Consider the following 20598-nt stretch of genomic DNA (forward strand, 5'->3'; position numbering starts at 1 on the left):
TTTATTTAGAAAGGATAACCGAATGCAATATTCAAAGTAGGCTTAAACGGCTGGAAATCTTTTACTCTCCATCTGTCGCCTTCCGGTCGGTTAGGATCATACATTTTATAAGCCAAATCTACTCTTAATGTAATATAAGCAACGTTTACTCTAAGTCCGAACCCACTGCCGACACCCATTTGACTGAGGAATTTATTAAACTTGAATTCGTCGCCATAACCAGTATTATAATTAAGAACACTCCATGTATTACCAATATCGGTAAAAAGTGCTCCTTCATACATGTCATTAAATGGAACTCTGAATTCGATATTTGTTGTTAATTTTAAATTATCCGTCATATATGTACGAACTCTTTGATCTACCTGAGAATCTGCAGGTCCGAGACCTCCGAAAGCGACCCAAGCCCTAATATCATTTGCTCCACCATTGAAATAAGATCTGATAACCGGCATATTTGATGAATTCCCGTAAGGAACACCGAGACCTAAAAACTGGCGAAGAACCAACGTATTATTTCCGAATTTATAATATTTTCTTACATCAAAATCAAACTTTACAAACTGTGCGTAAGGAATTCCAAAAATTGTTCTTTCCGGACTTGTTACGATTCCACCGTCATTTCTTTTCTGGTTAAAAATACTGAAAATATTACCTGCCAATTCCACCTTTCCGTTAAAATAAAAAGCATTCGGATAATCTTTTTTACCAATTTCATTGTAGATAAAATTGTAGATCATAGAAGAAATTAAAACATCCTGAGTCTGTCTGTCTTTATTAATCAATGTTCCTCTGAATGCTGTGTAAAGATCTAATCCACTCTGATCTAAACTTCCTTGATAAGCAAGATCCTGAGTGATTTTCTGAGAAACCTCATCAATGGTCAATTGTCCAGCAGTAAATTGCTGAGATATAGCTGGATTAGTTAAGAAATAATTGTCAAAAATCTCTTTTCTTACCGCATCATCATTCACAAAATAGTCATAATAGCCTGATTTGTTTTTCGTTAAGCTTAATTGTGTATTGAAAAGTGTGAGTCTGTGAGAAACTTTATCATTTACAGTAGCAAGATAATTTAATCCCGTATTAAAATTGACTCTTCCCAGACCAATATTATTCTGAACAGAAGCTCCTAACACAATAGATGATGTAGGGCTGTATCTTTTCGGAATTAATTTATAATAATCAAAAGGCAGTAATAATCTTGGGAAATTAAGTGATGTCTGAGCAGAGATTTCATACGCCAAGATTCTTTTATCTATATTTTTTGGATTAACAATGCGCCCAAAAGTTCCTGCCAAACTGGTAGAAAGGTTTTCTGCACCGCCAAAAACGTTTCTTGTAGTAAGGTCTACGGAAGGCGAAATCCCTAAATTTAATAATTGGGAATAATTAATATCGGTTCCCAATTTAAGTTCATATTTCGGAAGCGGTTTCAGAACATACATAACATCAATAATACTGTCGTTTGGAGCCGTTTCACCACCTCGTCTCAATGAATCTCTGGATTTCAGAATACTGAAATTGTTCATTGCTAACAAGTTTCTTTTAGTCAGATCAAATTTTTTCTGATCATAAACCTGCTTGTGTCCCACTGTAATTGCGCGCCACAGAGCTCTTGTGTCATATTTATTATCCGTTTTATGAAAGCGTATTCCTCTTAAGCTGTCTTTCTTAGTTCGTTTAGGATATTCTTTCATTTCATCTACCACTACGACATCAATATTTCCGACGGTAGCCACTTTGTAAGGAGTATCCAAAGAATCTTTGTGAATTTCCAGCGTTAAAGGAACCTGTTTTGTACTTTTAAGAGAATCTGCAATGAAACCGACTTCATCTCCAAAGCTGTTGAATCTGTAATAACCGGAATTTTTCATTAAATCAGTAATTCTGGTTACTTCTTTTTCCAGAACAGTCTGATCAAGAATTTGCCCTTTTTTTACTAAAGTTTCATGAATTTTATGCTGATAAAGTCCTCTTATACCCGCATCAGGAATATTATAATAATAATCTTTAATATAAGTAGGATTTTTATGTGTAATAAAATAAGTTACGGCTGCTTTTTTCGAAGCAGAATCCAAATCGTGTTTAAATTTTACTTCAGCGTCCCAGTATCCACGATAGGTTAATCTTTTTTCAATAGATTGAGCACCTTTTTCTGTTTTTGTCTGATCCAAGATAACGGGAGCAGAACCCCAGCTATGGTATAATCTGTCAAAAAACAGACTTTTACCGACACTGCTTTTCATATCATATTTAATAAATAGAGAATCTCTTAATTTCTGATCTCTCAATTCATTGGGATATGTCATGTATTCATTAAGCAGCGTATCATATTTTGGGTTAGCCGCATTATAAAGCAAAAGACTCAACGGCATGAAAAGAAACTGCCTTTTATTGGGTTTCTGCTGAGCGTAACCTTTTAATTCACTGTCGAAAAACTCTTTCTTATCTTCGAATTCAAAATTGTTCTTAGTAAGCAGATAATCACCATCCGGAACTTTTTTTGTGGTGCTGCAAGCGTAAAGCATACCAACAAATGTTGCAAATGAGATAATTTTATAATATTTTTGAGGAGAATTCTTATAATGCTTACAGCTCATACAATAAAAATTTTACAGTCTTTAGATAAAAAGAAGTTCAGACAAAAATACAATTTGTTTTTGGTTGAGGGTAATAAAATCATTTGTGAACTTTTTAATTCTAACTTTAAAATTAAGGAAATATTTTCTACCGATCCGCAAAAATTGGACCGTACCGATGTACCCATAACTCATATCTCTGAGAATGAGTTGAAAAAAATAAGTTTCCTGCAAAATCCGAAAGATTCTGTTGCGGTTTGTTATTTAAATACTGAAGAAAAATTAGAAGACAAGAATATTCAATTAATATTAGATGGAATTCAGGATCCGGGGAATTTTGGAACTATTATCCGCCTTGCAGACTGGTTTGGAATCGAGCAGATTATTTGCAGTGAAGATACCGTAGATTTTTACAATCCGAAAGTCATCATGTCGAGTATGGGATCTTTCACAAGGGTAAATATAGTGTATACAAATTTGGTCGAGTATCTTTCAACAACAAAAAATGTAAATATTGGAACCGATATGGATGGTGAAAATATTTATACTTTCGAAAAGCCTGAAAAAATTAATTTAATTTTAGGAAACGAAGGAAATGGAATGCGTCCGGAAACTGAAAAATTACTTCAAAAAAGCATCATGATTCCACGATTTGGAAAATCGCAGTCCACAGAAAGTTTGAATGTTTCAATGGCAGCAGGAATTATTTTAGGACAATTGTTTTCAAAATAAAATTTCAATAAATTAAAAATGCTTCGACTCCATTCAGTATGATAAATTATATTTTTATTATCATACTGAATGGAGTCGAAGCATCCATAATATTAACTACTCAGGGATAGTTTAACTTATATAAGTTGTTCCATACTCGAAACACTTTTGTTTTTTTCGTAATGTTCCAGTTTTTGTCTCACATATCTTAAAGCAATCGGAGCAAGATAGATCATTGCAGCGCCTATCAACTTTTTCTTCCAATTGCTGCTTTTTATATTTTTCTTGGCGTAATTACCTACTAAGGCTGTCACTCCGAGCTTTATCAATATATCGACAGCATCTCCTTTAACAGCTGAAGTGGCAATACCAGCAATTGCTTTTTTATTAAAGAATGCATCTTTGATTTCGGAAGTAATCTGTTTAGCAATAACATCCTTTCTGAGAACTACTTTCTCATCGCCGTCTTCATCTACTTTCTCCTTCAGATATTGATCCGTCAAACCATTGGTGAACGCACTTAAACTCTCTTTTGTATTTTTGAATGTAAGAAGATCTTCAAGATCATTGATTTCTGTTCTCAATAATTTTTTCTTTCTTCTCAATTCCTCTAAGCTTTCATACTTTCTGCCCATAGTTTAATGATTTAAAAATTTTATAACCTGATCTGCAACGGCATTTACAATTCTCTTTTTAAAGAGAACGATAACAAACATTATTAAAAAGTAAAAACCTGCCACAATTAAAAATCCATAGGAATGGTTGTTAAGAGCATTACCTATGAGAAATGCAATCCCGAAATTGAACAGAATAATGAAAAACCCGAAAGCAACGAGCAATGCGACAAAATAAGTAATCATTCCTGCTGAAAGCGAAGACTTTTCGGTAGCCTCAATTTTTAGAAGGTCTATTCTTTTTGAAGCATATTCTTTTATAGTTTCTATCATTCGTTTTTGTTTTAAAGTTATAAAAAAAGGAACTTTCTTGTGTAAAGTTCCTTTTTATAATTTACTTAAAAAAATAAATTATTAGTTCTTAAGATCATTTAGTTCAGATTCTACATTTTTTACTACGTCTGTAGTTTTAGAAACGATCTGATCTTTGTATTTATCATATCCGTCTTTTACAGTATGTGCAACCGTACTGGCTGTTTCTTTAAAAGTAGAAGAAATATTTCCATATTGGTCTTTCACTTTTTCTGAAACTTCATCATACTTTTCTTTAGCCTGATCTTTAAGATCATTAGCCTTAGTTTTTATCTTCTTTCTGGTTTCTTTTCCTTCTTCAGGAGCATATAGCATTCCTAAAATAACTCCTGCTGCAGCACCTGCAAGAAGTCCTGCTAAAACACCCGCTGTATTGTTTCCTTTTTTAGACATTTTCTGTTTTTTAATAGTTAATAAATAGTAGTTTTTCTTACCTCTAAGTCTACAATTAATATACCAAAAGAGGTGATGTCCTACTAAAAATTGTTAAAAATCTTTTATGTAAGATAAAATCCTCTCGATAGTTTCTTGCTTATCGATGTTGGTATTATCAATTACAATAGCATCTTCCGCTTGCTTCAGAGGAGCTATTTCCCGCTCACTGTCAATCTTATCACGTATCATCAGGTTTTCTTTCACCTTCTGTTCATTAGCTTCGATACCAAGGGAAAGCAGCTCCATATATCTTCGTTTTGTTCTCTCGTCAATACTAGCTGTCAGGAAAAATTTATAGTCAGCATTTGGCAGAACTACTGTCCCGATGTCACGTCCGTCCATAATAATGCCACCTTTTTCTGCCAAAGAGCGTTGAGATTCTAATAGAAAATCTCTTACTTCTTTTTGTTTAGCAATAAAACTTACATTATCGGAAACCTCATTTGTTCTAATTGCTTTTGAAATATCAATATGATTAAGGAAAAGAACGAGTTCTCCATCATCATTTTTAAATTCGAGTTCAATTTGATCGAAGGAAGAGAAAAGCTGATCTGTATTAATAGAGCCATCCCCGTTTAAGCAATTCTGAAGAGCGAACCACGTAACTCCCCTGTAAAGTGCACCCGTATCCAGGTGGATAAGTGCCAGTTTTTTGGCAATCATCTTAGATATTGAACTTTTTCCGGTAGACGAAAATCCATCGATAGCTATTACAGGTTTTTTCATAACGCAAATTTCAAGAAATTTTCTTAAAAATCAAGAAACCTCAAGAGATTTTCTTGAGGTTTCTGATTATTTTTTGCTAAATATTTTAATTTGAATTAATATCCTGCGTGGCTAGATAGATCCATAGAAACCCCTATTTGGTTGACGTTCGATGAATTATGGTATCTTACATGGGCGTAATCTACACGGAATCTGGCAATTTTAATTCCGAACCCGGCAGAAATTCCTGAAAAATTTCTTTGATCGGCTACCGCCAATTCATTTCCTCTTTTTACATTGTATCCCAATCTGATATTGAATCCTTTTTCCGGGAACAATTCTGCACCAACAGATAAGTGATCGGCAATTTTTCTCCCAACATTTACCTCCTGGCCGTTTACATTATATTCAGAAGAAATATTAAATTCCTGTAAATCGTGTGCTGTAATCGTAATTGCTAAAGGAATCGTCTTTAAAATTCGTGTATACCCTAAATCTATTCTAAAAGGAAGATTTTCTCTTGTTCCGTTGAATGTTTTAAACTGATACCCGAAATTCCTTATAATAACAGAAGCAGTTTCTTTATTTTTCTTATTATAATAGGTTACTCCAAGATTCCCCGAAATCGCAGAAGAAGAGTAGGTGTCGATTTTTGAAGTGATGAAATTCAATCCTCCGCCAATCGTCCAGTCTTCTTCAAACTGATAGGCATATCCAGCTCCGACAGCAACATCAGATGCATTGAATGTTCCATTCTCAAAGCCGCTGTCATCCGTTCTCGGAATGTCTCCATAGCTCATATATCGTGCATTGATGGTAGCCATGTGACCGTTATCAAAGTCTCTGGCATAAGCAATGGTTCCGTATTTGGAGTCCGCAAGGTAAGACGTTGCGTTTACAGAAAGCTGCTGGTCGGAATCTTTATTCAATAAAGACGGGTTTGCAATAGCAAAGGAAATATCATGATCTCTGATAGAAATTGCATCACCACCTAAAGCAGCCTGTCTTGCAGATACAGGAAGATTTAAGAAAGGGAAAACATTTGTTCCCGTTTGTGCATAAGAAACAATTCCTGATAGAAATAATGAAAAAATGACAATTTTCTTCAATTCAGATTATTATTATTGCAAAAATAATCCTTTTTCGTACTTTTCAAAATATTTCTTACATTATTTATATTTAAATATTTAAGTTTTGTGAAAATGCCTGTTGGTTTTAAGTCTAATGGTGTTTTTGGTTTATAAAAAATGTGTGAAGCCTTAATTTTATACTAAATCTAACCCGTTGTGCATTTTGATGTACTTTCGTCACTTCGAGTAGGTTTTTGAAAAAAATCGTATCGAGAAGTTTGTAATTTTGAAGGCAGATCTATTCTCGATACATTTTTTCTCCACTTCATTACGAAAAAACACTCGAATTGACGTATCTAACATTAAAATTTTTCAAAATGCACAACCCGTTAAATCTAATAGATTTTGCAAACTGATGAACTTTTTAAAATAAATGTTGTCATTAGCCCCGATTGAAACGACATCCTTTTTGGTTGCGGGCTCCGCTTCGCTGCGCCCGCAACCAAAAAGATACAGTGGAAAGCGGGAAAAAGCTTCAAATAAAAATAGATCGTGGGTTCTTCCATATTTAATCATAAAAAGCCCTCAGAAATAACTTAAAAAAGAACATTTAAAATTTGTAATCTATAATTAAAAATCAACCCTATTAATGATTATATTTGCAAAATCAAATTCTGAGGAAATTGATCAACTAAAAAGTTATTAAAAATTAAAAATGAAATATAAAAGAATCCTTCTAAAACTTAGTGGTGAAGCCTTAATGGGGAACAGACAATATGGTATCGATACCGAAAGGCTTGAGGAATATGCAGCTGAGATAAAAAAAGTGGTAGAAAAAGGCTGTGAAGTTGCCATTGTAATTGGAGGAGGAAATATTTTCCGTGGTGTAGCAGGTGCTGCAAAAGGAATGGACAGAGTGCAGGGAGATTATATGGGAATGCTTGCCACTGTAATCAATGGAATGGCTTTACAAGGCGCTTTGGAAGATGTAGGAGTAAAAACGAGACTACAATCTGCTATCGAAATGGACAAAGTTGCAGAACCTTTTATCAAAAGAAGAGCTGTAAGACATCTTGAAAAGGGTAGAGTGGTAATCTTCGGAGCTGGAACGGGAAATCCTTATTTCACAACAGATACTGCGGCTATATTAAGAGCAATCGAGATTGATGCCAACGTTATATTAAAAGGAACAAGAGTAGACGGAATCTACGACAGCGATCCTGAAAAAAACGAAAATGCAGTAAAATATAATTCATTATCTTTCGACGAAGTTTATGCTAAAAATCTTAAAGTAATGGATATGACAGCATTTACGTTAAGTCACGAAAATAAATTGCCAATCATCGTTTTTGATATGAACAAAGATGGTAATTTAGAAAAAATTGTAGACGGAGAAAATGTGGGTACTTTAGTAGATTTGTAATTAGGTAAAAGGTAATAGATTTTAGGAATTAGTTTTAATTTAAAATCGTTCATTACCAATTATTTATTACTCATATAATTAATGTGTAACTTATCAAATTTTTATTATATAATGGAAGAATTAGATCTTATAGTAGAATCTGTAAAACATGACATGGAAGCAGCTATTAAGCACTTGGATCATGCATTTCAAAGAATCAGGGCGGGACGTGCGTCTACAAACATGGTTCAGGATGTAATGGTTGAGTATTATGGAGCTCCGACTCCTCTTAATCAGGTTGCTAATGTTTCTGTACCGGATGCGATGACAATCTCTATTCAACCTTGGGACAGAACTGCGATCAACGCAATTGAAAAGGCTATTATTAATTCTAACTTAGGTTTTGCGCCTTCAAATAACGGGGAAAATATTATCCTTAATGTTCCGCCTTTAACGGAGGAAAGAAGAAGAGATTTGGCAAAACAGGCTAAAGGAGAAACTGAAGATACAAAAATCGTTGTAAGAAACGCAAGACAAAACGGTTTGAAAGAACTGAAAAGACTTGAAGGGGTTTCTGAAGACGTTATCAAAGGAATAGAAGCAGATATTCAGGAGCTTACAGACAAACATGTAAAAGCGTGTGACGATCATCTTAAAGCAAAAGAAGCTGAAATTATGAAAGTATAATTTTCAGTTTTTGAAAATAAAAAAGCGGTTTCTATTTGAGACCGCTTTTGTTTTTACAGACACATTAGTTTGTCTTTTTTATCTTTATTTTTAAGAATAGTCAGATACGTTTTCATCAATTCTTTTACATCACAGTTTCCTTTTTTGTTCGGAACTGTTTCTGGATTTACGTTTTTACCGACGGATCTTATCGTAAAATTTTTCTTCAGACATTGTATAGGATTGCTATTTTGTAAATAAATTCTTTGTTGATTGATACTGTCTTTTGTAATTGGTTTTTCAGGAGTCCCGCCGTCAAATTGCCATAAAGTATCATCTTTAAAAATGAAAAATACCTGATCATTTTTTACATAATATTTCGTTACAGAAGAAAAATGACTGTCTGCAAAAAAGTGTTTTACCATTTTTAGTTTTTTATTTTCATAATAAAAATGAACATCACCTTCCAATTCCTCACAGTTGTAATCATAGCTTGTGGAATCTAGCTTTTTAGCTAATAATTTCTCATTAAGAACAGCAAATTCCTTTTTTATTTCATCAATGTTTTGAGGTGTTCTATTTGATTGTGTGGAATCGTTTTTAGCAGTCAAACTATCTTTAGAAAATTCATTATGAATGTTTTTATGGTTTTCTTTCTTGCAGGAAATAATCAATAATAAACTTAAACCGAGAAGTGTAATTTTCATAATTAAAGTGATTTTAGTTGATTTTACATTGCAAAAAATGTGCAGACATAAAAAAACAGCTTCAATTTGAAACTGCTTTTCATGATATTTTTAAAAATTGATTATTTACAATTTTCGTTGTAATCGTAGATCACTTCATTTACAATAGAAAGATTGTCAGACATTGCATTATCGATTTCATTTCTGATGAATTTCCCTAAACCTGATCTTTGTTTGGTGTCTTTTTTCAACGAGCCATATTCACCTTTTGTCACTTTTGCTTTTACAACAGGACAGTCTGCAACAATGATTTTTGTTTTTGCCAAAGTCAATTCTTCTGCTTTTCCACCTTTTTTAGAGTAAATATAAGATGGATTTTCTCTCATTTTTTTTGTTTCAGCTTCTGCCACAGCAATTTGACTTCCTGCAGAGAATGTTGTTGGGTAACCATATAATTTGTATACTTTAATCTTGCCATCTGCTACTATTTCAGCAAACTGATTGCTTTTTGTTAAATTGTTGAAAGCTTTTAATCCGCCGCTCAAACCTCCGTTAGAAGAATTGTAAGCTTCTTTTGTATTGGTGTATTTTATTGATTCAAAATGTCTTTCTGCGTTGTTGTCGATCGCCATGTAACCTTTCAGATCATCAACATCGTAAGTTTTGAATTTCTGTTTTTTCTTAGCATTATCAATATCAGCAGAAGCAATAAACTTTACTTTTTTTTGATTCGTCCAAGGATTCATTTCATCTCCCGCCAATCTTACGATACCTTCAATTTTCTTTCCGCTTTTGTCTATAATATAGCCTGTTTTTTCGCCAACTCTCATTTCGTATTCAGTATTATCATCCTGAGCATATACGTTTAATGAAACTACGCTTAACAAGCCAATAAGTAATAATTTCTTCATGATTAATTTATTTTAATTCCGGCAAAGATATATTTTTCTGAATAAAAATAACTTAAATGATAACCTTTAATATACCACAAGAAAAAAGATCCGGAAAACCTCCGAATCTTTATATATGATTTAAATAATTTCAAAATTATTGATATCTCTTATGTTCTTTATTTTTAACAAATAGATTAATAATCGGTTTAAATAAAGCTTTATACTTTTCAGAATCGAACAATTGAGAATCCGTCAATGCTTTATAAGTCATCCAGATTCCAAATGGGAAAAGAACAATATTAGGAATCCATGCTGCAAGATATGGGTTTAATTTTCCTGACCACGCCATGTTTTCCGTACCCACATTGATGACGTAAAATATAATGAAAATTACAATTGCAATAATAACCGGAAGTCCCATTCCTCCTTTTCTGATGATTGATCCCAAACTTGCTCCAATCAGGAAGAAAATGATACAGGTGAAAGAATAGGTTATAATTCTTTGTTGATAAATTACCACTTTACTGTAATATTTTACGCCCGGACTTACTTCATTATTTTTTGCTTCAACAGTTCCTTTAAGGTTTTCTAATTTGTTGTAAGCATTATAAATCAGATCAAGTTTTTTAACACTTTTTACCGTGTCTAATTTTAGCTGGAGCTTTGGCTTAACCTTTACTCTATTCTTATCAACATCCATATAAGTTACTGCTGAGTTGGTCTGGCTCAAAACGTCATTACCAACAGTTGTAAAGAACTTATCGTTGTCTTTTTTAGTCTTATCAATCGTTTTATTCAATTGATTGAAAGTCTGAAAACGGTAATCATCCGTTATTTTTTCTTCTTCAATAGCTTTGTTGATGATTTCACTAATATCAAAATGCGAAACCAAAGTTCCGAATTTGATGGCCTGATCGGGTTGTTTTAAACGTACGTTTTCGGGTTTTCCGGCAAAATTATCCTCAAAAATATATCCGTCATACAGTTCCAGTTTTAAATATTTCCTATTGGCAGCAGGTACAAATTTTCCTTTTTTTGCGACAATCGTTTGTTGATTATCGTATGCACTTGCTTTTCTGTGAACAAATACGCCGTCGATATTTTCATCATTTGCACCATAAATCCTGTCAAACTTTACCATATATCCCGGAAGCTGATCAATAAATTGTCCAGGTGTGAAATTCAGGGCAGGTTTCGACTGTACAATATTAAAAAGCATATTTTTTGCCTTCCTCTGAAAATCAGGAATGATATTGTTGGAAAAGAAATAAAGCATAATTGACATGACGGTGACCACTCCCAAAAGAGGAACCATCACTCTCGTTAATGAAATTCCGGCAGCTTTCATTGCGGCGAGCTCATACCGTTCTCCGAATTCTCCGAAAGACATAATACTTGCCAAAAGAATGGTTAGCGGTAAAACCATACTGATAACACTCACTCCCAAATAGAAAAGAAGTTTCATGATTTGAAAGTAGGTTAATCCCTTACCCATAAACTGCCCCAACTGAACCCAGATAATGTTTACAATAAAAATGAAAAACAATACACTGAATATGAAAAAAAACGGTCCAAAGAAGGTCTTTATGATATACTGGTCTAATATTTTTAACATTCGCCAAAATTAATCAAAAAGCTGCAAAGTTTTCTTTGCAGCTCTTATATTTTATGAAATTTTTATAATAATTGATTGGATAATCTTATTACAATTCGGTAACAATGTAATTCTTGTATTTTGCTTTATCAAAAACGAACATATTGGCATCCAGATTCTGGTTTTCTTTATATTCTTTGATAGCAATAACAGCGACATCTTTATTGTTGCCATGCTGTTCAAGTTTTACCATTTGTTTTTTTGCTGAATCTACGAAAATATAGACATCTTTTATTCCGTTTGACTTTACCGGTGTCAGTTTAATGAAATCTGCATTTACGCCGTTTACATTTTTTTTACCGTTATACGTTACATTATAATCGTTTCTGTAAGTCGAAAGATAATTGATAGGGGAGAACATCGAACTGCTTCCGTTCGGTTTTGCAATCGTAACCTCGCTGTCTTCTGTATTGATATTGTAGATTTTGCTTCCGTCAAAAATCTGTTCAGTTTCCATGATTTTCAACTTATACTTATTTCCTGAAGCATAGTAAATTCCAGGTTCAGATTTTTCAACCTGTCCGTTTGCTCCGCTTCCGAAAGAAAATTTAAAATAAGTATTTTTCTTAGAGTTATAATTTGCTGTGATATCATCCAGAATTTTCTTTGCTTTCGCATCAATTTTCTGAGCGCTTGCAAATCCCATTGTTCCAACAACAAATCCGCTTAATATCACTTTAGAAATAATATGTTTCATTTTCTTTATTTAATAATCTTTAGACATTTTTAAATTTTAAAAGTTAAATCATAGATAGATTTTCCTTTTATTAATGCAGGTCTTCCAAAAACCGTTCCAATAATTATCTTCTTAAATCTTCTAAAAACTGTTCCAGAGAATGAAGATCACTAATCAAAACTTCTCTAGCTTTTGCTCCGTTGAATCCACCTACGATTCCGCTTGCTTCCAGCTGATCCATAATTCTTCCAGCCCTGTTATAGCCAAGTTTTAATTGTCTCTGAAGCATTGAAGTAGAACCTTGTTGTGTCGAAACTATAATTCTTGCGGCATCTTCAAATAAAGCATCTTTTTCATTAGGATCAAAACTTCCGACACTGCTTGTTCCTTCCTCAGAAACATATTCGGGAAGAAGAAATGCCGAAGCGTATCCTTTTTGTTCACCAATAAACTCTGCTAATCTTTCCACTTCAGGAGTATCGACAAATGCACACTGAAGTCTTAAAATTTCATTTCCGTTAAAGTAAAGCATATCTCCTTTACCGATCAACTGATCTGCACCCGGAGAATCCAGAATTGTTCTTGAATCTACACTTGAAATTACTCTAAACGCTGCTCTTGCAGGGAAGTTGGCTTTAATCATACCCGTAATTACATTTACCGAAGGTCTTTGTGTGGCAACGATTAAGTGAATTCCCACGGCTCTGGCCAGCTGTGCCAATCTGGCAATAGGTAACTCAACTTCTTTTCCTGCGGTCATAATCAAATCTGCAAATTCGTCTACCACCAAAACGATGTATGGTAAATAACGATGTCCATTTTCAGGATTTAATTTTCTTTCTGTGAATTTTTTATTGTATTCCTTTAAATTTTTACAGAAGGCATTTTTAAGCAAGTCGTAACGCTGATCCATTTCTACACATAGAGAATTCAGTGTATTGATTACTTTATTCGTATCAGTGATAATTGCATCATCAGAATCCGGAAGTTTTGCTAAATAATGTCTTTCGATTTTTGAATATAATGAAAGTTCCACTTTTTTAGGATCAACCATCACAAATTTCAATTCGCTCGGATGTTTTTTGTAGAGTAGGGAAGTCAGAATAGCATTGATACCAACTGATTTTCCCTGACCTGTCGCACCCGCCATTAGCAAGTGAGGCATTTTCGATAAATCTGCCATGAAAATTTCATTGGAAATTGTTTTCCCAAACACCACAGGAAGATCCATATCCGTATTCTGAAATTTATGAGAAGCAATCACTGAGCGCATAGAAACCATCGTAGGGTTTTTTCTCGGCACTTCAATTCCAATCGTTCCTTTCCCCGGCATTGGAGCAATAATTCTGATTCCTAAAGCAGATAGATTTAAAGCAATATCATCCTGTAGCTTTTTAATTGCAGCCACTCTGATTCCTGCTTCCGGAACAATTTCGTATAGAGTCACGGTCGGTCCTATTGTCGCTTTAATCTCAGAAATTCCAACGTTGAAATTTTTAAGCAATCCGACAATCTTATTCTTATTTTCTTCTAATTCTTCTTTATTAATAGAAATTTCTTCATTACCGTAATCTGTTAAAAGCTCAACAGGGGGCATCTGAAATTTAGCCAAATCCAGTTTATGGTCATAAAGACCATGTTGATTTATTAGCTCCTTCGCCTTTTTATCTGATTCATCCAAAATATCTATCACGGGAGCAATCTCTACATTGAATTTGATATTTTCTTGAGCAGTATTCACAACTTGAGTTGGAGGAACAGAAGGTGTCATGTCAAAAGCCTGCTCCGGAGTAGAAACAGGAACTGTTGGTTTTGTATTTAAAGTTACATTGACTGAGGAGGCAAAACTATCCTCCCTTTTATCTTCTTCAAATGAAGTATGGTTCGGCGTAACAATAGGATCTAAGTTTGCAGAAACAGGAACTTCCGGAAATCCTTTTGGCACACTAATAGGTTCTGGTTGATGAATCTTCACAGTTGGTTTTTCAACAACTTCGGTTACGGTAACTTTTTCTGTGATTTCTTCAGGTTTTTCAACTTCCTCAATTAATTCTTCATCAGCGTCAAAGTTTTCATCAGAACTTGGAATCATCGATTTTACTTTTCCAATCGTACTTTCGTTAATATCATTTAATTTAGATTTAATAGAACTTGGTCGAAGATTAAATTCTAAGATGAAATATAATAGAATACTTGATGCCAACACCAGCCACAAACCAACTGTACCAATCATTGAATTCAAAGAATCCATGATTTGGTATCCGTAAACACCACTTAAAACACCACCTTGATCTTTCGTAACTGCTGCTGCAAAGAAAATTGGCAGCCAACAGATGAAGAACAGAGAATGACCAACTGTTTTCCATGGTTTAAAAGTTCTTTTTTTAAGGATAATCGTCCCAAAAACAAGGAATAGAAATGCAATAATAAAAGACGCAACACCCACACTTTCAAAAATGAAAATATTGCCCAGCCAGTCGCCGAGTTTGCCGAAAAGATTGGATGATTTTATACTCTTGTCCAGCATGGTTCCTGCCTGACTTTGATCTGCCTTCCAATTCATTAAATAGGAGACAAATGAAAAAGTAAGAACTACTGAAAAAAGTATAAAAGTAAGCCCGAAAAATATACGTGACTTAGATAAAATTCTGCCTTTGTCAGGCGATTCTGTTTGATTGTTTGGTGTTTTTCTATCCATAATACAGTGAAGGCAAATTTAGTGTTTTTCAAAATTAAACAAATGCTTTTTTCCTTAAAAGAGTGTTTATTTATTATTGTTTATGAAAGCTGGCTATTTTATGTATAAAGTTTTTGAATGATTAAAAATATTCAAAATAAAATTAATTTAGATTAAAATAATTCTTAATAAAGGAAGGCGATTTTTCAGATAATTTCGATGTAGAAACTTATTTTCCTCCTTTAGCATATCAATGAATCAAATTAATCAGATAGTTATTTTTTTTTCCTGTCGTTTTTGTATTGAATTTTTAAACTTTTCATAATTACTTTTCGGCTTATTAAGAATGTTTCAAAATAGCATTAATAGGGCTCGAAGTGACAAAAAACAGTTTTTTTTGGCTTCTTTGTGGTTTATCATCCTTATTTTTGCAGGTCAAGTATATAAATCATGAAGAAGCTCCAGGATATTATTATCTCAACCAGAACAATGGCGGTATTGTTACTGGTGTACGCATTTGCAATGGCTTATGCAACGTTCCTTGAAAACGACTATGGGACGCCAACTGCCAAGGCATTAATTTATGAAGCAAAATGGTTCGAACTGATCATGTTTTTGCTCATTCTCAACTTCGTAGGAAATATCGGAAGATACAGACTTTGGAGAAGAGAAAAATGGCCGGTTTTGGTTTTTCACCTTGCTTTTATTTTAATTTTCATTGGTGGTGCGATCACAAGATACATCAGTTTTGAAGGTACAATGCATATCAGAGAAGGGGAAACGTCAAACGAAATTGTAACCGACAAAAATTTCTTTAAAATTCAGATTGAAGAAAAAGGGGATGTTCTTAATTACAAAGATGTTCCTTACTTAATGTCTCCGTTGCACAAAGATTTGCAGGCAACTTACGATTTCCACGGAAAAGAGGTGAAAGTTGTTGCTAAAGAATATGTTCAGAGAAAAAAAGACAGTTTATTAGCGGATTCAAACGGCGCAGAATATCTTCATTTGGTTTCTACAGGAAGTACGGGAAGACAGAATATTTACATCAAACCGGGCGAAACAAAGTCGATTAACGGAACTTTGGTTACGTTCAACAGAGCGATTGAAGGTGCTGTAGAATTCAAAAAAGAAGGCGGGCAATTGTTTATTAAAACTCCTGTAGATGCAACGTACATGACGATGGCAACTCAGGCAACGGGAAATACCGTAAAAGATGCTTTTCAACCTTTGGTGTTGAGAAGTTTATATTCAATCAACGAATTAAAATTAGTTGTTCCTGAAGGTTTGAAAAAAGGAAAATTAATGGCAATTGAAGGTGACAGAAAGAAAGATCAGGCTGTTCCTGATATGCTGACGATTGAAATTCAGGGTCCAAAGACAAAACAATTGGTTGATCTTTCTGTAGAAAAAGGAAATCCAAATGCTTATAAGCAGGTAACAATGGATGGGTTGAATATTATGGTTGGCTTCGGTCCTAAAATTTATAACACGCCTTTTGCCCTTAAACTGGATGATTTCGTTATGGAAACATATCCAGGAAGTACATCCCCAAGTGCTTATGAAAGTCATGTTAAAGTTATCGAAGGAGGAAAACAGACTCCCTATAAAATCTATATGAATAATGTACTAAATCACGGTGGATATCGTTTCTTCCAATCAAGTTTCGATCCTGACAGAATGGGAACAGTACTTTCTGTAAACCACGATTATTGGGGAACTTTGATTTCTTATATCGGGTATGCGTCGTTATTCGGAGGAATGTTTGTGATCTTCTTCTGGAAAGGAACTCACTTCTGGAAATTAAATAAAATGCTGACTGATGTTAATAAAAAGAGAGCGGCAACAGTAATTTTATTGTTATTAAGTTTAGGTTTAAATGCTCAGAAAATTGAAACTCACGGAACAACTGACGGAAGCAGAGAGCACGTTCATGTAGAAGGCGAAGCTCATAACCACACTCCGGAAGCCACTCAAGCTCAATCGTCGCAACAGAATTCTCTTGCGGCTCCCTTGACAAAAATGAAGACCATTTCTCCCGATGAAATTATTGCGAGAAATAAAATAAGTGTAGAGCATGCAGATAAATTCGGATATCTTTTGGTACAGAATTTTGAAGGAAGAATTGTTCCTATCAATACTGAGGCTTTAGATGTTTTAAGAAAATTATATAAAAAAGACGAGTTTAAAGGAACAGACGGAAAGTATTTGACTGCAAACCAATGGTTTCTTTCAATCAATACAGATACACCGAGCTGGACGATGGTTCCGATGATTAAAGTTGGGACTAAAGGAGGTGATGAATTAAAAAATAAAACAAAAGCAGATGAAGAGGGATATACATCATTAATGAACCTTTTCCCTGCGGATGCGAATGGAAATTTAACATATATTCTTGAGCATGATTATAATACAGCTTTCCGTAAAAAACCGTCTGAACAGACAAATTATGATAAAGAAGTAATATCTGTCAACGAAAGAGTTCAGATTTTTAATGAATTTTTCAGCGGTCAGTTTATGAGAATCGTTCCTGTAAAAAATGATGCAAATCACACTTGGCATTCTTGGCTAGACCAAAAAATGGAGCCGGATATGGAATCTCAACAAGTGATGGGACCTTATTTCGCAGAAGTTCTACAGGCTCAGAAATCAGGAAACTGGAGCAAAGCAGACGCTGAATTGGCGAAACTTTCAGAATATCAGCAAAAATGGGGGAAAGCAGTAGTTCCTGCAAAATCTAAAGTCGATTTGGAAGTTTTCATGAATGAAGTGAATCTTAATTTCAAATTATTAATTTTCTATACTTTAGTCGGAGGATTATTATTGATCTTAGGTTTTGTTGAATTATTTAAGCCTAAAAAAGTTTTAAATAAAATCATTAAAGTAATCATTGTATTAGGAATTATTGGATATGCTTTCCATTTCTTAGGATTGATTGCCAGATGGTATATTTCTGGTCATGCACCTTGGAGTAACGGTTATGAGGCGATTATCTTTATTTCGTGGGTTGGTATTACGGCAGGTTTAATTTTATATCGAAACTCAAACGCATTAATTCCTGCGGCAGGATTTATGGTTGCTGTAATTATGATGGGATTTGCTCACGGAGGTTCAGCACTTGATCCACAGATCACACCGCTTGTTCCAGTATTGAAATCGTATTGGCTGATCGTTCACGTTGCCATTATTACATCAAGTTATGGTTTCTTTGCTCTGTCAATGATCATTGCAGTGATTTCATTAGTATTCTATATTATTTCAAATAAAGAGACGTACAAAATTCACCATGATACAACGTTAAAAGAATTGGTAATTGTTTCTGAAATGTCTTTAACAATCGGATTATTTGCATTAACAGTAGGTAACTTTTTAGGAGGAATCTGGGCAAATGAATCTTGGGGAAGATACTGGAGCTGGGATCCGAAAGAAACCTGGGCTTTCATTTCAATCATGGTTTACGCATTTGTATTGCACATGAGATTAGTTCCTGGACTAAGAAGCAAATGGGCATTCCACGTAGCAACAATGTTTGCATTCTGTTCGATGGTAATGACATATTTCGGAGTAAATTATTACCTGAGTGGACTTCACTCTTACGCAGCGGGAGATCCGGTTCCGGTTCCGGCGTGGGTATATATCGGACTTGGAACAATGGCACTGTTATCAGCAGTTTCTTACTTTAAATTTAAAATATTAAACAAGAAATAAAATTTAAATTTTATACATAAAACAGAATCTCTGAAATTAATTTTTCAGGGATTTTTTTGTGACATATTTTTAATATTCAGTTTTAAAAAATCAAAGAAATTTTTACATAATTACTTCTGATTCAAAATTTACTCATATCTTTATGATATCAAAATAATATCAAATTAAAAATTATATCATGGAAAAAGTTTTAAAACCAATGTCAGGCTATCTTGCTTTAGTTATTTGTTTAGTACTATTTATTGCATCGGTCTACTTGTTTATTACGGGTGCAGACAGTGAAAATATTACAAATATTATATTGGCAGTTGCATGCGCTATCACATTTTTCTTCTTTATTAAAGGGTTGATGATTATCCAGCCGAACCACTCAAGAGTTCTGAATTTCTTCGGAAAATATGTTGGAACTGTAAAAGATAACGGATTATTCTTTATTAATCCTTTGTATTCTTCACAGAAAATGTCGCTTCGTTCTGAAAACCTTCAGGGACAGACTTTGAAAGTAAATGACAAAATGGGAAATCCTATAGAAATCGCAGTTGTAATGGTTTGGAAGGTGGGAGACACTTATAAAGCTGCTTTTGATGTGGAGCGTTATTCTGACTTCGTGAAAATGCAGAGCGAGGCGGCAGTTCGTCATTTGGCAATGAGTTTTCCTTATGATAATCTGGAAGATGACCATGCACCGATTACTTTGAGAGAAGGTGGTGACAAAATCAATTCGATTTTAGAGCAGGAATTGACCGACAGATTAGCAAAAGCAGGAATTGTCATTCAGGAAGCAAGAATTTCGCACTTGGCATATGCTTCAGAAATCGCAGGAGCAATGCTGCAAAGACAACAGGCAACCGCAATTGTAGCAGCGAGAACCAAGATTGTGGAAGGTGCTGTCGGAATGGTGGATTTAGCTTTAAAGAAACTTTCAGAAGGCAATATTGTTGAGTTGGATGATGAAAGAAAAGCAGCAATGGTAAGCAATCTAATGGTTGTTCTCTGCGGAGAAAAAGCAGCAACACCAATTTTAAATGCCGGAACTTTATATAATTAATGTTTTAAATATAGTAAAATCTTGCTTGAGTGAAACGCCTTCGAGAACTTAAAACACTCGAAAAGTAAGAAAAAATTTGTGCACTTTGCGTTAAAAAAATAAAAAAATGAAATCAGAAAAAGCTCAGAATCCTTCCGAAAATAAAGGCAAGAAATCTTTTGTTCTAAGGATTGATGAGTCTACTTACAAGCTTCTGGAAAAATGGGCAAATGATGAATTCCGGAGTGTGAATGGACAAATTGAGTATTTGCTGCATCAAAGTCTAACGAATTCGGGAAGGAAAAAGAAAGAATAGCCACCCATAAATTAACCTTTAACAAAAAACAAAAAGCAGAGAAGTTTTCTCTGCTTTTGCTGTTTATATGTCAATTTATTTAATCAAATATTCCTGTAAAATATCCTGCAACCACGCTCCATGCATTTTTCCCTAAGAAATAGATAAGAGTAGAAGAAATAATTCCTTTCACAGTAAAAAATATAATCCCACCGATTCCGAATTTCTTCACCAGCCTTTTCCACTTCGAATTTTTCTTTTCTTCAACAACAGGTTCGTTGATCGTTTTATTATTTTCCATTTCTGAAATTCAAATGATTACCCTACAAAGATAAGCATGTTTATAATCATTCCAAATAAAAAACACGTTAAAAAAATTAAAATTTTGCAGTTCGCATAATATTTTTATCTTTAGAGGAAACGAA

The 20598-nt window shown here is 34.0% G+C and carries 18 protein-coding genes; 6 read left to right on the forward strand and 12 right to left on the reverse strand.

The annotated features are described in order from the left end of the window. Positions 1 to 5: 5 nt before the first annotated feature. Positions 6 to 2603, reverse strand: coding sequence for a BamA/TamA family outer membrane protein (locus ASG22_RS16005; RefSeq protein WP_055986939.1), 2598 nt, complete (start codon positions 2601 to 2603; stop codon positions 6 to 8). Here ASG22_RS16005 and ASG22_RS16010 point away from each other — a divergent pair. Beyond that, on the forward strand, positions 2589 to 3314 hold the full coding sequence (locus ASG22_RS16010; protein ID WP_055986941.1) for a TrmH family RNA methyltransferase: 726 nt from the start codon (positions 2589 to 2591) through the stop codon (positions 3312 to 3314). The two genes, ASG22_RS16005 and ASG22_RS16010, sit on opposite strands and share 15 nt — an antisense overlap. A 116-nt stretch (positions 3315 to 3430) precedes the next feature. Here ASG22_RS16010 and ASG22_RS16015 read toward each other — a convergent pair whose 3' ends face one another. The 5 genes from ASG22_RS16015 to porQ form a co-directional block, all read right to left on the reverse strand. Next, positions 3431 to 3928, reverse strand: coding sequence for a hypothetical protein (locus tag ASG22_RS16015; RefSeq protein WP_055986942.1), 498 nt, complete (start codon positions 3926 to 3928; stop codon positions 3431 to 3433). Between the two features lie 3 nt (positions 3929 to 3931). Continuing rightward, positions 3932 to 4240 carry a phage holin family protein gene (locus ASG22_RS16020; RefSeq protein ID WP_055986945.1) on the reverse strand — a complete coding sequence of 103 codons (309 nt, stop codon included), beginning with the start codon at positions 4238 to 4240 and terminating at the stop codon, positions 3932 to 3934. Between the two features lie 81 nt (positions 4241 to 4321). Then, entirely contained in the window at positions 4322 to 4672 is a 351-nt protein-coding gene (locus ASG22_RS16025; protein ID WP_055986947.1) for a YtxH domain-containing protein, read from the reverse strand. A gap of 93 nt (positions 4673 to 4765) precedes the next feature. Further along, the gene (gene cmk / locus ASG22_RS16030) at positions 4766 to 5440 is read right to left on the reverse strand and encodes a (d)CMP kinase (RefSeq protein WP_055986949.1); all 675 of its coding nucleotides are present in this window, start codon (positions 5438 to 5440) and stop codon (positions 4766 to 4768) included. A 95-nt stretch (positions 5441 to 5535) separates the two neighbouring features. Next, positions 5536 to 6528: a type IX secretion system protein PorQ gene (gene porQ / locus ASG22_RS16035; RefSeq protein ID WP_055986951.1), complete on the reverse strand. Its 993-nt coding sequence runs from the start codon at positions 6526 to 6528 to the stop codon at positions 5536 to 5538. 676 nt (positions 6529 to 7204) lie between these two features. On the opposite strand from porQ, the gene pyrH reads away from it, so the two are divergent. Then, on the forward strand, positions 7205 to 7912 hold the full coding sequence (gene pyrH / locus ASG22_RS16045; RefSeq protein WP_055986954.1) for a UMP kinase: 708 nt from the start codon (positions 7205 to 7207) through the stop codon (positions 7910 to 7912). Positions 7913 to 8023: 111 nt separating this feature from the next. Further along, the gene (gene frr / locus ASG22_RS16050) at positions 8024 to 8578 is read left to right on the forward strand and encodes a ribosome recycling factor (RefSeq protein ID WP_055986956.1); all 555 of its coding nucleotides are present in this window, start codon (positions 8024 to 8026) and stop codon (positions 8576 to 8578) included. 53 nt (positions 8579 to 8631) lie between these two features. Here frr and ASG22_RS16055 read toward each other — a convergent pair whose 3' ends face one another. The 5 genes from ASG22_RS16055 to ASG22_RS16075 form a co-directional block, all read right to left on the reverse strand. After that, on the reverse strand, positions 8632 to 9264 hold the full coding sequence (locus ASG22_RS16055) for a hypothetical protein (protein ID WP_055986957.1): 633 nt from the start codon (positions 9262 to 9264) through the stop codon (positions 8632 to 8634). Positions 9265 to 9365: 101 nt separating this feature from the next. Then, positions 9366 to 10154 carry a hypothetical protein gene (locus ASG22_RS16060; protein WP_055986959.1) on the reverse strand — a complete coding sequence of 263 codons (789 nt, stop codon included), beginning with the start codon at positions 10152 to 10154 and terminating at the stop codon, positions 9366 to 9368. A gap of 136 nt (positions 10155 to 10290) precedes the next feature. Further along, complete coding sequence (locus ASG22_RS16065) at positions 10291 to 11751, reverse strand: LptF/LptG family permease (RefSeq protein ID WP_055986962.1); 1461 nt, start codon at positions 11749 to 11751, stop codon at positions 10291 to 10293. An 88-nt stretch (positions 11752 to 11839) separates the two neighbouring features. Next, positions 11840 to 12487, reverse strand: coding sequence for a LolA family protein (locus tag ASG22_RS16070; protein ID WP_055986964.1), 648 nt, complete (start codon positions 12485 to 12487; stop codon positions 11840 to 11842). 103 nt (positions 12488 to 12590) lie between these two features. After that, on the reverse strand, positions 12591 to 15164 hold the full coding sequence (locus ASG22_RS16075; RefSeq protein WP_055986967.1) for an FtsK/SpoIIIE family DNA translocase: 2574 nt from the start codon (positions 15162 to 15164) through the stop codon (positions 12591 to 12593). A gap of 429 nt (positions 15165 to 15593) precedes the next feature. Between ASG22_RS16075 and ccsA the strand changes: the two genes are divergently transcribed. The 3 genes from ccsA (at position 15594) to ASG22_RS16090 (ending at position 20194) form a co-directional block, all read left to right on the forward strand. Next, positions 15594 to 18851: a cytochrome c biogenesis protein CcsA gene (gene ccsA / locus ASG22_RS16080; RefSeq protein ID WP_055986969.1), complete on the forward strand. Its 3258-nt coding sequence runs from the start codon at positions 15594 to 15596 to the stop codon at positions 18849 to 18851. A 178-nt stretch (positions 18852 to 19029) separates the two neighbouring features. Next, entirely contained in the window at positions 19030 to 19899 is an 870-nt protein-coding gene (locus ASG22_RS16085; RefSeq protein ID WP_055986971.1) for an SPFH domain-containing protein, read from the forward strand. A gap of 106 nt (positions 19900 to 20005) precedes the next feature. Then, positions 20006 to 20194 (forward strand): hypothetical protein, encoded by a 189-nt coding sequence (locus tag ASG22_RS16090; RefSeq protein ID WP_055986973.1) that lies wholly within the window; start codon positions 20006 to 20008, stop codon positions 20192 to 20194. A gap of 79 nt (positions 20195 to 20273) precedes the next feature. On the opposite strand, the gene ASG22_RS16095 is transcribed toward ASG22_RS16090, so the two are convergent. Further along, positions 20274 to 20474 carry a hypothetical protein gene (locus ASG22_RS16095; protein WP_055986974.1) on the reverse strand — a complete coding sequence of 67 codons (201 nt, stop codon included), beginning with the start codon at positions 20472 to 20474 and terminating at the stop codon, positions 20274 to 20276. Positions 20475 to 20598: the final 124 nt, after the last annotated feature.

It is taken from the genome of Chryseobacterium sp. Leaf405, assembly GCF_001425355.1.
GTDB lineage: Bacteria > Bacteroidota > Bacteroidia > Flavobacteriales > Weeksellaceae > Chryseobacterium.